This is a genomic window from Stenotrophomonas sp. CFBP 13725 (genome assembly GCF_014841935.1).
Classification (GTDB): domain Bacteria; phylum Pseudomonadota; class Gammaproteobacteria; order Xanthomonadales; family Xanthomonadaceae; genus Stenotrophomonas.
Map to the genome: position 1 here is coordinate 51,818 of NZ_JACYUV010000008.1, position 14,168 is coordinate 65,985.

General features: G+C 63.6%; 14 protein-coding genes. 11 read left to right on the forward strand and 3 right to left on the reverse strand.

Annotation, left to right across the window (positions count from 1 at the left end; all coding sequences use genetic code 11):
- Window positions 1–41 precede the first annotated feature (41 nt).
- From IFT65_RS14000 to IFT65_RS14050, 11 genes are all read left to right on the forward strand, one after another.
- Complete coding sequence (locus IFT65_RS14000; RefSeq protein WP_192081945.1) at window positions 42–896, forward strand: type II CAAX endopeptidase family protein; 855 nt, start codon at window positions 42–44, stop codon at window positions 894–896.
- Between the two features lie 213 nt (window positions 897–1,109).
- Entirely contained in the window at window positions 1,110–1,916 is an 807-nt protein-coding gene (locus tag IFT65_RS14005; protein ID WP_188325547.1) for a M48 family metallopeptidase, read from the forward strand.
- 131 nt (window positions 1,917–2,047) lie between these two features.
- A complete protein-coding gene (locus IFT65_RS14010; protein WP_192081946.1) occupies window positions 2,048–3,268 on the forward strand; it encodes a tetratricopeptide repeat protein in 1,221 nt (406 codons plus the stop codon).
- A gap of 255 nt (window positions 3,269–3,523) precedes the next feature.
- A complete protein-coding gene (locus IFT65_RS14015) occupies window positions 3,524–4,081 on the forward strand; it encodes an energy transducer TonB (RefSeq protein ID WP_188325549.1) in 558 nt (185 codons plus the stop codon).
- Window positions 4,082–4,169: 88 nt separating this feature from the next.
- On the forward strand, window positions 4,170–4,928 hold the full coding sequence (gene exbB, locus IFT65_RS14020; protein ID WP_188325550.1) for a TonB-system energizer ExbB: 759 nt from the start codon (window positions 4,170–4,172) through the stop codon (window positions 4,926–4,928).
- A 55-nt stretch (window positions 4,929–4,983) separates the two neighbouring features.
- Complete coding sequence (locus IFT65_RS14025) at window positions 4,984–5,409, forward strand: biopolymer transporter ExbD (protein ID WP_188325551.1); 426 nt, start codon at window positions 4,984–4,986, stop codon at window positions 5,407–5,409.
- Window positions 5,410–5,412: 3 nt separating this feature from the next.
- Window positions 5,413–5,826, forward strand: a complete 414-nt coding sequence (locus tag IFT65_RS14030; protein ID WP_188325552.1) for a biopolymer transporter ExbD — start codon at window positions 5,413–5,415, stop codon at window positions 5,824–5,826.
- Window positions 5,827–5,937: 111 nt separating this feature from the next.
- Window positions 5,938–7,398 (forward strand): cardiolipin synthase, encoded by a 1,461-nt coding sequence (gene cls / locus IFT65_RS14035; RefSeq protein ID WP_192081947.1) that lies wholly within the window; start codon window positions 5,938–5,940, stop codon window positions 7,396–7,398.
- 42 nt (window positions 7,399–7,440) lie between these two features.
- Window positions 7,441–8,184 (forward strand): pyridoxine 5'-phosphate synthase, encoded by a 744-nt coding sequence (locus IFT65_RS14040; protein ID WP_192081948.1) that lies wholly within the window; start codon window positions 7,441–7,443, stop codon window positions 8,182–8,184.
- 319 nt (window positions 8,185–8,503) lie between these two features.
- Entirely contained in the window at window positions 8,504–9,619 is a 1,116-nt protein-coding gene (locus IFT65_RS14045; protein ID WP_192081949.1) for a PA0069 family radical SAM protein, read from the forward strand.
- Between the two features lie 47 nt (window positions 9,620–9,666).
- Complete coding sequence (locus tag IFT65_RS14050; protein ID WP_192081950.1) at window positions 9,667–10,236, forward strand: DUF6624 domain-containing protein; 570 nt, start codon at window positions 9,667–9,669, stop codon at window positions 10,234–10,236.
- Window positions 10,237–10,988: 752 nt separating this feature from the next.
- Here IFT65_RS14050 and IFT65_RS14055 read toward each other — a convergent pair.
- The 3 genes from IFT65_RS14055 to IFT65_RS14065 all read right to left on the reverse strand — a co-directional run bounded on the left by IFT65_RS14055 (window position 10,989) and on the right by IFT65_RS14065 (window position 14,134).
- Entirely contained in the window at window positions 10,989–11,696 is a 708-nt protein-coding gene (locus IFT65_RS14055) for a 2OG-Fe(II) oxygenase (RefSeq protein ID WP_192081951.1), read from the reverse strand.
- A gap of 82 nt (window positions 11,697–11,778) precedes the next feature.
- Window positions 11,779–12,795, reverse strand: coding sequence for a class 1 fructose-bisphosphatase (locus IFT65_RS14060; RefSeq protein ID WP_188325559.1), 1,017 nt, complete (start codon window positions 12,793–12,795; stop codon window positions 11,779–11,781).
- 136 nt (window positions 12,796–12,931) lie between these two features.
- The gene (locus tag IFT65_RS14065; protein ID WP_192081952.1) at window positions 12,932–14,134 is read right to left on the reverse strand and encodes an aromatic amino acid transaminase; all 1,203 of its coding nucleotides are present in this window, start codon (window positions 14,132–14,134) and stop codon (window positions 12,932–12,934) included.
- Between the last annotated feature and the right edge of the window lie 34 nt (window positions 14,135–14,168).

The window sequence follows — 14,168 nt, forward strand, 5'->3', positions numbered from 1 at the left end:
ACGCGCACGGGGCGGAGCCCCCTTCAGCTGCCAGGTTGCCGATGTCCGTCACTGCCCAGGTCCCACCGCCGCCGCTGCCTGCGGCCGCACCGCCACCCCCTGCACCGCGCAAGGTCAGCTCGCCCCTCGCCGGATTTCTGATCGATGTGGGTTTGGCCGGGTTGATCCTGTTTGGCATCAGCCTGATGGCAGGACTCGTGTGGGGGCTGTACCGCGGGGTCATGGTGGGCATGGAGGCCGCTTCCCAGAAGGCTGACGCGCCGGATCCCAACGCAATAGCTGCCCTGCTCGGTCAGCCGGGGCCCTTGGCCCAGATCCTGATGGCGCTGGTGGCCACCGGCGGTGCGGCCCTGATTCTGTACTTCTGGCGACGCCCCGCCACGCGTGTGGAACGTGAAACCTCACGGCACGCGGCCGCCCAGCTGTCCACGTGGGGCTGGACCCTGTTCGTCGCGGTGCTGGTCATCATCTTCAGCAACGGCATTGCCTTCCTGGCCAAGCGCGCCGGTATCGAGCCGGTTCCGACAAACCTGGACCTGATGACCCGCGCGGTGGATCAGTTCCCTGTGTTCCTGATGCTGTTCGCTGTCGTGCTGGCACCGGCCTACGAAGAGCTGCTGTTCCGCCGCGTGTTGTTCGGCCGCCTGTGGCAGGCCGGCAAGCCCGTGCTGGGCATGGTGTTGAGCAGTCTGGCCTTCGCGCTCGTGCACGAGATACCGGGAACCAGTGCGAACGGTCCCGCTGAAATCGCCCAGTTGTGGCTGATCTACGGTGGCATGGGCGCCGCGTTCTGCTGGCTGTACCAGCGCACCGGAACCCTGTGGGCGCCCATTGCCGCGCATGCGCTCAACAATGCGGTGGCGTTGAGCATGCTGATGCTGTTCGGCACCCACTGAAGCATCCGCCGAGCGCGGCTCGGCGATCTAACAGCAGCCCCCTTCTGCGCCGACGAAGCGGTAGCGCCGAGCCACACTCGGCGGATGCCATCACCGTTCGCGAAATACGACGGACAACGCCATCGAGCCTGTGCCGTGCATACCGTGCAGGGATTGACGAAAAATTAAGCTTGCGGCGTGGACACTCAGTGCATGAACACGGGGAATGGATCCATGAAACGACTTCTGCTGGCTTTTACGATCACCGCACTGCTGAGCGCATGCGCCACCACCACCTCGCCGACCGGCCGCCGTCAGGTTGTGGGCGGTGTATCCCAGGCCGAGCTCGATCAGCTGGGTGCCCAGGCTTTTGCTGAAACCAAGCAGAAGGAAAAGGTCAGCACAGACCCCAAGCAGACCGCCTATGTGCAATGCGTGGTCACTGCGCTGGTGGCTCAGCTGCCTGCTCAGTACCGTGGCGTACGGTGGGAAACAGCTGTCTTCGCCGATAACGAACCCAATGCCTTCGCGCTGCCAGGCGGCAAGGTGGGCGTGAACTCCGGCATCTTCACCGTGGCCAAGAATCAGGACCAGCTTGCCGCGGTCATCGGTCATGAGATCGGCCACGTGATCGCGCGCCACCATGAAGAGCGCATCACCCGTCAGATGGGAGCGCAGACGGGTCTGTCGGTGGTCGGCGCACTGGCCGGCGCTGCCTATGGTGATACCGCAGCGAGCGCGGTCAATCAGTTCGGCGGCATGGGCGCGCAGACCCTGTTCCTGCTGCCCGGTTCGCGTACCCAGGAAAGCGAAGCCGATGTGGTCGGCCAGAAGCTGATGGCCGAGGCCGGGTTCGATCCCGCGCAGGCCGTCAACCTGTGGCAGAACATGATGTCGGCGAGCGCGGGACGTAGCCCCCAATGGTTGTCCACCCATCCCGACCCCGCCAATCGGATCCGTGAACTGCAGCGCGATGCGCCTGGATTACAGGGCGTCTATCAGCAGGCGCAGGCGGCCGGACGCAAGCCGCGCTGTAGCTGAGATTCGATGAAAATGCTGTGATGCAGCACAGGAAACGATTTCTCACGTCCCATAATTCTGATACGTTTGGCGGCTCAGATTTTTCTGACGTACGTCATTGCTGCCGCTAAGCGGTCCGATCGAGGTGAAAGATGATGCTCCGTAACCACAAGCAAGCCCTGCTGACCATGCTGATCGCGACTGCCGTGAGCGGCGCCGTAGTCACCGATGCCTTCGCGCAGACGCGCTCCGCCGACCGTTCCGAGCAGCGCGAGCGCCGTGGCAGCAGCAAGTCCGAAACGGCTGCGCCGCTCTACCCGAACGCGACCCGCAAGGAACCGGGCGTGAAGTCCTCGCCGAAGCTTGGGAAGCAACTGCAGAAGCTGATCGACAGCTACAACGAACAGCAGTACCCGGAGACGCTGACCGAAGCGCAGTCCATCATCGGCAATTCGGCGGCGAACGAATACGATAAATCGCTTGCCCTGCAGCTGGCCTCGCAGGCCGCTTACCAGACCGATGACGTCGCCACGGCGAAGAAGTACCTGCAGCAGGTGCTGGACCTCAATGGTCTGGATAACAACGGTCACTTCCAGTCGATGCTGATGCTGGCCCAGTTGCAGCTGCAGGACGACGACAAGGCCGTGCAGGCGCAGGGCTTGACCCTGATCGACAAGTATTTCGCCGAGAGCGGTTCGAAGAAGCCGGAAGACCTGATGGCCAAGGGCCAGGCGCTGTACCAGCTGGAGCGCTATGCCGATGCGATCCCGGTGCTGCGTGAAGCCATTGCCGCATCCCCCGAGCCGAAGGACCAGTGGAACCAGCTGCTGATGGCTGCACTGTCCGAAGCCGGCCAGACCGGTGACGCGGTCAAGGAAGCCGAGCAGATCGCGGCGAAGAACCCGACCGACAAGAAGGCGCAGATCAATCTGTCCAGCATGTACATGCAGGCAGAGCAGATGGACAAGGCCGCCGCGATCATGGAAAAGCTGCGTGCTGCCGGCCAGCTGACCGACGAACGCGAATACAAGCAGCTGTATTCGATCTACGCCAACAGCGAAAACAAAGAAAAAGAAGTAATCTCGGTCATCAACGAAGGACTTGAGAAGGGCATCCTGAAGCCGGACAACCAGGCTTACCTGGCCCTGGCCCAGTCTTACTACTATTCCGAACCGCAGCAGGTCGACAAGGCGATCGAGGCGTGGCAGAAGGCCGCACCGCTGTCGCCCACCGGCGAGACGTACCTGAATCTGGCGCGTGTATTGCACAGTGAGGGGAAGATTCCCCAGGCCAAGGAAGCAGCACGTCAGGCCAAGGCCAAGGGTGGCCTGAAGAACGCCGCGGATGCGGATAAAATCATCAACCTGAAGTAAGTAGGAATAACGCCTGAATGCCTGCGCAAAGCGTACGCAGGCACTCAGGATTGGTATAAGCTTGGAGGTTCCTGCGGTGTCATGCACCGCTGATCAGGGTTACCGCTCCCCGGTAACCCGGCCCCACAATTGAGCTCTTGGCGCATGACGGAACAACTAGTCTTTCACCGCTACGAACAAACTGCAGAGAAAGGGCTGAGCTGGCCCCGGATCTTCGGGATCGCGTTTGTAATCGCCCTGCATCTGGCTGCCTTCATGATGCTTCTGATTCCTGCCGTGGCCCCCAAGGCTGCTGCGGAAAAAGAACGCAATGTGATGGTGACCATCGTCGACGCGCCGCCGCCGCCACCACCGCCGCCGCCGCCGCCGCCGCCGGATGAGACCCCTCCGCCGCCAGTGAAGAATCTGTCGCCGCCGAAACCGTCGCCCGTTCCCCCGCCGCCGCAGGCGCCGGTGGTCGACATTCCGGATCCGCGTCCGACCGATATCGTCACCCCGCCGTCGCCGCCTGCGCCGCCGGCACCGCCGACCTCCATCGAGGCCAGCGTGGATATCTCGTCCAAGAACATGAATCCCCCGCGTTATCCGCCGGCTGCATTCCGTGCGGGCATCCAGGGTGAAGTGATCCTGATCATCGATGTCGATGCCCAAGGCAACGTCACCAATGTCACGGTCGAGAAATCCAGCCGTAACCGCGACCTGGATCGCGCTGCAATGGAGGCCGCACGCAAGTGGCGCTTCAACGCAGCAGAATCGGGCGGCAAGAAAGCCGCGGGCCGCGTCCGCGTACCGGTCAACTTTGCACTGAGCTGATACGCCGGGTGGCCCCCGGGCCACCTCTGCTGACAGTTCGTTAGTCCAGCTACACCCTTCAACACCACACACAACAAAGGTAAGCGTCATGCTGCAGGAAATTTTCATCGCCGCTGCTGCTGGGGGCAACTCCAACGCCCTGTCGCAGATGGGCTTCGAGCACCTCATCCATGAAATGACCAGCCAGCCGGGCGACTTCGCAGTCTCCTGGGTCGTGCTGATCACCTTGATCGTCATGTCGGCCATGTCCTGGTACTGGACTGTCATCAACATCTTCCGTGCTGCCCGCCTGAAGGCTGCTGCTGACAAGGTCACCAGCCTGTTCTGGGATACCCCGAACGCGCAGGACGCCATCCGTGCCATGGAAGAGCAGCCGGCTTCGGAGCCCTTCTCGAAGATCGCCCTGGACGCCGCACAGGCTGCCGCCCATCACCAGCGTGCCGAAGGCGGCGCAACCGGTGGCCTGGGTGAGACCCTGAGCCGTTCGGAATTCGTCGACCGCGCCCTGCGTCAGGCCGTGACCCGCGAAAGCAACAACCTGCAGTCGGGCATGACCCTGCTGGCCACCGTCGGTGCAACCGCTCCGTTCGTCGGTCTGCTCGGTACCGTGTGGGGCATCTACGGCGCGCTGATCAAGATCGGTGCAACCGGTTCGGCCTCCATCGATGCCGTCGCCGGCCCGGTGGGTGAAGCGCTGATCATGACCGCGATCGGCCTGTTCGTGGCTATCCCGGCCGTGTTCGCCTTCAACTTCTTCAGCAAGATCAACAGCGCGACCATCAGCCGTTTCGATACGTTCGCACACGACCTGCATGACTTCTTCGCTACCGGTTCGCGCGTCCGCTAAGGACGCGCTGTACCCGGCACGAAGGTAGTTCACACCGATCTAGACGGAGCCCGTTATGGCTTTCAGTAGTGGTAACAGCGGCGGCCCCATGGCCGACATCAACGTTACGCCCCTCGTGGACGTGATGCTGGTGCTGCTGATCATCTTCATCATCACGGCGCCTCTGATGTCCCACAAGGTCAAGGTCGAGCTGCCCGAAGCCAATCTGATCCAGAACCCGGACGATGCAAATGATCGTAAGGGTCCGATCACGCTGGCGGTCAAGGAAGACGGTTCGGTTTACTGGAACGACGAGGAAATCGATCGCGGGACGCTTGAGTCCCGCCTCGCCACCGCCGCCCAGCAGACCCCCCAGCCGCCGCTGAACCTGCGTGGTGACCGCACCACCAAGATGCGTGTCATCAATGAGCTGACCAAGGTCGCGCAGGAACAGGGCATGCTGGACGTCGGCTTCGTTGCGACCAAAGAGAAGGGGCAGTAAGCCATGGCATTCAGTTCTGGTGGTGGCAAAGGCCCCATGGCCGATATCAACGTCACGCCCCTCGTGGACGTGATGCTGGTTCTGCTGATCATCTTCATCGTGACCGCGCCGATCATGACCTACCCGATCGCCGTGGACCTGCCGCAGCGTGTGCTCAACCCGCCACCGGTGACGGTTGAACCGCCGCCGCCGGTCGAGTTGCGCGTCGATGCGAGCAACCAGGTGTTCTGGAACAACAGCCCGGTCGCCGTGACCGAACTGCAGCAGCGGATGGAACAGGAGGTCCAGCGTGACCCGACGAACCAGCCGGAACTGCGGATCGACGCGAGCCCGGACTCGGAGTACGACGTGATGGCCAAGATCCTGGCCAGCGCGAAGAACGCCCAGATGAAGAAGATCGGTTTCGTACAGCAGTAAACGCACTACGCAGTCCGCACTCATGACGCGACTGGAAAACGCCTTCGGAAACGAAGGCGTTTTTTTTTGTCCGGGATCTGACGCCCGCCTTCGCTCGCGTATCATCCGCCGATGATTGCTTTCTTCGACGCCCTCCGCCATTGGCTGGACACCATTCCCCACCTCGGCACGTCGCTGGCGATTACCTATGCGCTGTATCTGATCGGCCTGATCGGCTGGATCATGCTGCAGAAACGCGAACCGGTTGCCACGCTCAGCTGGATATTGTCGTTGGCGGCGCTGCCCTATATCGGGCTTTTCATCTATTACCTGCTCGGCCCGCAGAAAGTAAATCGGCAGCGCCTGCGCCGCGGCCGTTCGCGTTCGGGCATGGAGCATTACAGCACCGTCTGCCCGCCGGACGCCGACTGTACCGAGCTGGCGGCGATCGGTCAGGCGACCACCGGCCTGGCACCCAGCAGCGCCACCGAAGTGGAATGGCTGGTCGACGGCGCAGCGACCTACGCGGCCCTGCTGGAAGGCATCGCCCAAGCGCGGGACCATATCAACCTGGAGTACTACATCTTCGAACCCGACCACACCGGCACCGCCGTGCGCGATGCGCTGGTGGCTGCTGCACAGCGCGGTGTGCAGGTGCGATTGCTGCTCGATGCAGTAGGTGCGGGCAAGATCCGTGCGCGTTTCCTGAAGCCGCTGCTGGATGCCGGTGGCGAGGCGGTGTGGTTCCATCCGCGGCAACTGCTCAAGCCCTTCAAGCGGCCGTGGTTGAACCTGCGCACCCACCGCAAGCTGGTGGTGATCGACGGTGTGCTGGCTTTCACCGGCGGCATCAACATCACCGACGAAGAGAACGAGCAGCGCGACCCGAACGCCTACCGCGATCTGCACATGCGGCTGCAGGGGCACGTGGTGCGCAGCCTGCAACTGGTCTTCATGGAGGACTGGCTGTATGCCAGCGGCCAGGACGCCAAACAGTTCGATCAGCTGCGCCTGTGGCCACGTGAAATGCCGACCCGGGCCGATGGCAGCATCAACGCGCAGGTGCTGGTGTCCGGCCCGGATTCGGGCTGGGAAGCCATCCACCGCCTGCACGTGGCGGCCATCCACGAGGCCAAGCACCGCGTATGGCTGGTGACGCCCTACTTCGTGCCCGGCGAGGCCGCGCGCATGGCGCTCACCTCGGCCGCACTCGGTGGTCTGGACGTGCGCCTGCTGGTGCCCAAGATGAGTGACTCGTGGTTCGTCACCCAGGCCGCGCGTTCCTACTTCGACGAACTGCTGCAGGCCGGGGTGAAGATCCATGAGTACGGTCCGCGCATGCTGCATACGAAGGCGTTCATCGCCGACGACGACGTGTGCATCGTGGGCACCGCCAACTTCGATCACCGCAGTTTCCGCCTCAACTTCGAGCTGTCGATGCTGCTGCGGGACAAGGGGCGCGTCGCCGAGCTGGCCGGCATCCTGGAGCACGAGTTTTCCAGTGCGACGCGCGTGCACAACGAACGCAACCGCGGCCTGTGGCGGCACCGCTTGCCCGAGGCGTTCGCCCGCCTGGCCTCGCCCCTGCTGTGACAGCGGCGCTACACTGCGCCCCTCTGTCCGTGCCTTACCGCCATGACCCGTCTCAGCGTCAACGTGAACAAGATCGCCGTACTGCGCAACTCGCGCGGAGGCCACGATCCGGATGTGCTGCGCGCCGCTCAGGCGTGCCTGGACGCCGGCGCGCACGGTATCACCGTGCATCCGCGGCCTGACCGGCGGCACATCACGGCGGAAGACGTGCACGCGCTGTCCGCGCTGACCCAGGCACGCGGCGTCGAGTTCAATATTGAAGGCAACCCGTTCGCCCCGCCACGTGATGGCTACCCGGGCCTGTTGCCGCTGTGCGAGGCCACCCGCCCCGCGCAGGCCACCCTGGTGCCCGATGGCGATGGCCAGCTGACGTCCGACCACGGGTTCGATTTCGAGCGTGATGCAGACCGGTTGAGGCCTCTGATCGCCTCGCTGAAGGCGATGGGCTGCCGCGTGAGCCTGTTCGTCGATGCCGGCAATCCGCTGCTGGAACTGGCCGCCGACGTAGGCGCCGACCGCATCGAGCTGTACACCGGACCGTATGCCGAAGCCCATGCCGCTGGCGATGCCACCGACACGCTGGCGCTGTTCGCAACCGCCGCCCGCCGCGCTCAGGCCGTGGGCCTGGGCGTCAACGCCGGCCATGACCTGTCGCAGGCCAACCTGCGCGCCTTCCTGACCGCCGTACCTGACGTGCTGGAAGTCTCGATCGGCCATGCCCTGATCAGCGAAGCGCTGTACGAGGGCTTGGATGCCACGGTGAAGGCCTACCTGGCCCGGCTCTGACCCGCTCTGGTAGCGCCGCCCCAGGGTCAGCGGAAACCATCCGCCCCGTGAAACCCGGGCACCCAGGTAGCGAAGGCCGCTGGCCGTCACGACGTCTCATGTCGCATCCCCTGAGACCCAGATCCCCTACCCTCGGCTGCGCATCGCGTGGCCTGCAATGTCCTGCGCGTTGTCCTGACATGACCGTATGTCCTGTGGATAACCATGGGGGCAACCTTCAGCCCCAACCCGCTCCACGCCTACAGCCACCTGAATTCCAGCACATTGCATATGCTGTGGTTAGCAATAATACTAATAGCACTTTCAGTAGAAAATTCCCATGGGTCGCCCTGATTCCCTTCCCCCTATAGCGATCAAAGGCCGTGGCGCTACCTCCCACATCGCGGGCCGCTTCGAGAGCACAGTCAGCGAAGCGGTGGACGACGGCTGGGAGCCGGATGAAGGCGAGGAGTTCCTGACTCCCCGCCTGCGGACGGAAGTGCGCACGGAGACCGCACGCAGCATCATCAGCCGCAACAGCTCCCCGGACGTAGGCTTCAGCCAGTCAGTGAACCCTTACCGCGGGTGCGAGCACGGCTGCAGCTACTGCTTCGCGCGTCCCTCCCACGCCTATCTGAATCTGTCGCCTGGCCTCGACTTCGAAACCAAGCTGTTCGCCAAGACCAATGCTGCGCAGTTGCTGCGCAAGGAACTGGCGAAGCCCGGCTACGTGCCGCAGCCGATCGCGCTGGGCATCAACACCGACGCCTACCAGCCGATCGAACGCAAGTTCAAACTCACCCGCCAGCTGATCGAAGTGATGCTGGAAACACAGCACCCGTTTTCGCTGATCACCAAGAACGCGTTGGTCGAGCGCGACATCGATCTGCTGATGCCGCTGGCGGAAAAGAACCTGGTCAGCGTGCATTTCTCGGTGACCTCGCTGGACCCGGTGTTGTCATCGAAACTGGAGCCGCGTGCCGCTGCACCGCGTGCCCGTCTGCGCGCCATGCGGCGGCTGCACGACGCGGGCATCCCGGTCGGGGTGATGGTGGCGCCGGTGATTCCGTGGGTGAACGATGCCGAGCTGGAAGCCGTCCTGGAGGCAGCACGCGATGCCGGCGCGCGCACTGCCGGCTATGTGCTGCTGCGGCTGCCGTTGGAAGTGTCGCCGCTGTTCCGCGACTGGCTGGAAGCGCACTACCCCGACCGTGCCGCGCACGTGATGAGCACCATCAACCAGCTGCGCGGCGGCAAGGACTACGACAGCCAGTTCGGCACGCGCATGCGCGGCCAGGGCGTCTATGCAGACCTGTTGAACAATCGATTCAAGCTGGCGCGCAAGCGGCTGGGGTTTGATGCGCAGAACAGCCATTGGCCGAAGCTGGATTGCACGCGGTTTGTGCGGCCGCTATTGATCAAAGTGAAAGATGAAGCACAGGGCACCTTATTCTAGAGAGCCGGCGTGCTCTGCCCGACGCCTTCGGCAACCAAGGACGATGTATGACAAGGACGAAGCCTCACCTGCTGCTGTTCGCATTGTTCGGCATGACGAGCTATCCCACGTGGGGAAGCGAATACGCATCTGAGCTGGCCAGCGAACTCATCGCGATGGCGGAGGCCGATCAACAAGTCCGCAGTACGCAGCCCGTCGACGTCGCCCATGTGCTGTCCACGGACGCCGCACATTCCAGTCGGCTCTCGGCAATCATGGCCGCATCCGGCTGGCCACGTGTATCGGTCGTCGGAAAACCGGCCGCCGATGCAGCCGCCTTGCTGGCGTTGCATGCCGATCGTGCCCCCCAGGTGCAGCGCCAAGCACTGGCCCTGATGTTGCCTCTACTCGGATCAGGCGAAGTAGACGCCCGTAAGTATGCTTACCTCTGGGACAGGACCCACAGCCCACAGCGATACGGCACTCAGGGCAGCTGTGTGGGACAGAGGTGGTACCCGGATGAGATCGAAGAGGCGCCGCAGGTGGATAGCCGCCGAGCGGCTGCGGGTCTTGGGACATTGTCGGAGTATGTCGAAGCAGGCAGCGAAGTGTGCGCGCCGGCGGGGGCAATCGACTGATGACCGGCGTCACCTGAAATTCCTGTCGCCCTCGGCCTTACACAGGTCACGCAGGATGACTCCGCAGCTTTCCTGATGGACGCCCTTGGACGCCACATCGCACGATGACCGGGCTGGTGCCGAATGTGCCAGCCGGGATTGGCGTCCTGTTACTACCTGAGAGCAATTGCCTCTGTTGTGGCCTTCGGGCACGGCGGAGAATGCACTGCACTGCCGGTCATACGGCGGGCGGTGCGCGGGGATCCCGATCCGCCGGTTTTGAGCTCTCAGATAGTCCGGTACGCCAACCCGCACCGCCCGCCACCTCGCGCTTTGGCGCAGGTGGCCGTTTGCCTTGCGAGGTCCTACCGATGTCATTGCAGCTCCGGCGCCCTTCGCGCGTGTCTTGCACATGCGGGTGCATGTGGCGGAACGCCAGGCGAGTGATGGACGTTGCGCTGCCGACGGGAGCGCCGCGCCCTGCTCGGCGAGCGAAGTGGCATGACGTCGGTGGGCTACGCAGTGAGCGATTTCTGAAAGGCCCTGTCGCGATCGTCGTGCACCATAGGTTTCATGCAGTAACAAGCCAAATCTAGATCGTCTCCATCAATCAAGACGACAGCGCACAGACCCACGGAAGGTTCACCCATGAGCATGATGCTCGATCTGCCGAAATCCTCATCTCCCCGGGTGTCGCTGCACATGTCGGCCAAGGGAAAGGTGGACACGTGTGCGTTCAGCACCCGGGGAGATGAGGACCCAGGCGTGGCGGATCAGCTGCCGAACAGCTGCTGCGCGCTCTGGAACAGGATCCAGCTGGTCGCAATGAACTTGTCCCCACCCTGTGGACGGTTACCGCGATGGGTGTGGGTGAACGCCGTGGGCGCGATCAGCAGGCTGCCGGTACGCGGTGCGATCTTCCGGCCTTGGAACAGGAACTCGGTTTCGCCCTCCTCGAACCCGTCGTTGAGATAGAGCGTCCACAGCAGGTGCCGGTGCAACGTTTCAGCCTGCGGGTCCTTCGGGTACAGCTCGCAATGCCAGTACGGATAGCCGCCCTCGCCTGCTGCATACCATTGCAGGTTGATCGCGCCCGGACGCAGGCAGGTGCGTGCCAGATCCGACAAGGCAGCCCCATCCATCTGCGGGAAGTCTTCGGCCGTGAGGCGCTTCGGTTGGCCGTTGCTGTCTTGTATCTGCAACATCAACGGCGCGATCAATGCCTGTGGATAACGGCGTAGATAAGTCTGCAGCCCGGCGAAAACCGCTTGTTGCAGGACGTTTTCCACATCCGACCAATCGGGCTGGCCGCTGATCCGGAGATCCTTGCTGCGCTTGAGTTCGGGGAACACCCCGCTGCCTACCGCACCCGGTTGCAGGTGGTCACTTGCGCGGACCCGCGACACGATCGCCGCGCATACATCAGCGGGGACGGCGTTGTGGATCACTTCAATGAAATCTACCGGTTCCTGCGCGTGCATGCATGGATCCCTCGCCAGTGGAACCTTGATGGTGCCCACTGGCGAAGGGGATGTCACGCCAACGTCATGAGCGTGCGGCGAATCAAGCGTTTTGCGCGTCGTGCTGCTGGTGGTACTTCACCGCGGCGTCGACTTCATCGCGCGAGCCAAGGAACACCGGCACGCGCTGGTGCAGCTGGTCCGGCTGGATGTCCAGGATGCGCGCGCGACCGGTCGAGGCGGCACCGCCTGCCTGTTCCACCAACAGACCCATCGGATTGGCTTCGTACATCAGGCGCAGCTTGCCGGCCTTGGACGCATCCTTCTTGTCCCACGGATAAATGAAAATGCCGCCGCGGGTCAGGATGCGATGCACGTCGGCGACCATGCTGGCGATCCAGCGCATGTTGAAATCCTTGCCGCGCGCGCCTTCCTTGCCCTGCAGCAGATCGGTCACGTAGGCCTGCATCGGGGCTTCCCAATGGCGCTGGTTGGACATGTTGATCGCGAACTCCTGCGTGGCCGCCGGGATCTGCATGTCCTGGGTGGTCAGCAGGAACTCGCCGCTCTCACGGTCCAGGGTGAACGCATGCGTGCCGTGGCCAACGGTGAGCACCATCTGCGTGCTCGGCCCGTAGATGCAGTAGCCCGCCGCGATCTGCGCGGTACCCGGCTGCAGGAAGCTGTCGTCGCCCGGCAGTTCCACGCCCTTCGGGCAGCGCAGCACGGAGAAGATGGTGCCCACCGACACATTCACGTCGATGTTGGAGCTGCCATCGAGGGGATCGAACAACAGCAGGAAGTCGCCGCGCGGATGGATGTCCGGCACGGGCTGCGAATGGTCCATTTCTTCCGATGCACACGCGGCGAGGTGGCCACCCCACGCGTTGGCTTCCAGCAGGATCTCGTTGCTGATGACGTCCAGCTTCTTCTGCGCTTCGCCCTGCACGTTGCCGGTACCGGCCTCGCCCAGCACGCCGCCCAGGGCACCCTTGCTGACCGCGATGGAGATGTTGGTGCAGGCGCGGGCCACCACGGCGATCAGCTGGCGCAGGTCGGCATTGATGCGGCCGGCATGCTGTTCCTGGATGAGATACCGGGTCAACGACGTACGGGACATGGGCAGGGCTCGAGCGACGGAAAGATGCGTCTATTGTCGCCGCCCGGATGCAAAAAAGGGGACGGAGGGGATTAAGTCGTTATCGGCTCATGCGAGCCGATAACGACTTAATCCCCTCCGTCCCCTTTTTGTCGGGTCAGGCCTTGGCGACGTTGGCCACGGCCTGGGCGACGTAGTCCAGGTTGCTCTGGCTCAGTGCGGCCACGCAGATGCGGCCGGTACCGACGGCGTAGATGCCGTACTCATCGCGCAGCTTTTCCACCTGCACGCGGCTCAGGCCGGAGTACGAGAACATGCCGGCCTGGTCGTTGATGAAGGCAAACTCCGGTGCGCCCAAGGCGACCAGTCGATCCACCAGCCCGTGGCGCAGGGCATGGATACGCTCGCGCATCTCGGTCAGTTCCGCTTCCCACAGCGCGCGCAGCTCCGGGCTGTTCAACACGCCGGCCACCAGGGCCGCACCGTGGTTGGACGGGCTGGAATAGATGGTGCGGATGATGCGCTTGATCTGCGACTGCACGGCCTTGGCGGCGGTAGCATCCGGGGCCACGATCGACAGCGCACCCACGCGCTCGCCATACAGCGAGAACGACTTGGAGTACGAGTTGGCCACGATGAAGCTGTCGATGCCGGCTTCGGCGATGATCCGCACGGCCGCGCCGTCCTGCTCGATGCCCTTGTCGAAGCCCTGGTAGGCCATGTCGATGAAGGGGAACAGCTGCTGTTCCTTCAGTACCTCGGCTACCTGCGTCCACTGCGCGACGGTCAGGTCGGCACCGGTCGGGTTGTGGCAGCACGCATGCAGCAGCACCACGGTGCCCGGCTGCAGCTTCTGCAGGTCGGCCAGCATCGCGGGGAAATCCACGCCGTGGGTCTGTGCGTCGAAGTACGCATATTCCACAACCTCGAAGCCCGCGGCGCCGAACACGGCGCGGTGGTTTTCCCAGCTGGGGTTGCTGATGGCGATGGTGGCGTGCGGCAGCAGCTTGTGCAGCAGGTCGGCGCCCACGCGCAGCGCACCGCTGCCGCCCACGGTCTGGGTGGTGGCGACGCGGCCGGCGGCCAGCAGTGGCGACTCCTTGCCGAACACCAGCTCACGGGTGGCCTGGGTGTACGCCGGCAGTCCATCAATGGGCAGGTAGCCGCGCGGTTTGGCTTCGTTGGCGAGCTGCTGCTCGATCTGCTTGACGGCGCGCAGCAGCGGAATGCGGCCACTTTCGTCGTAGTAGATGCCCACACCCAGGTTGACCTTGGTCGGACGGCTGTCGGCGTTGTACGCCTCGGTCAGGCCCAGGATCGGGTCGCCCGGGACCAGTTCCACGTTTGCAAAGAAGGACACGGCGGTACTCATTCGTTGAGGGGGAGGAAGAAAG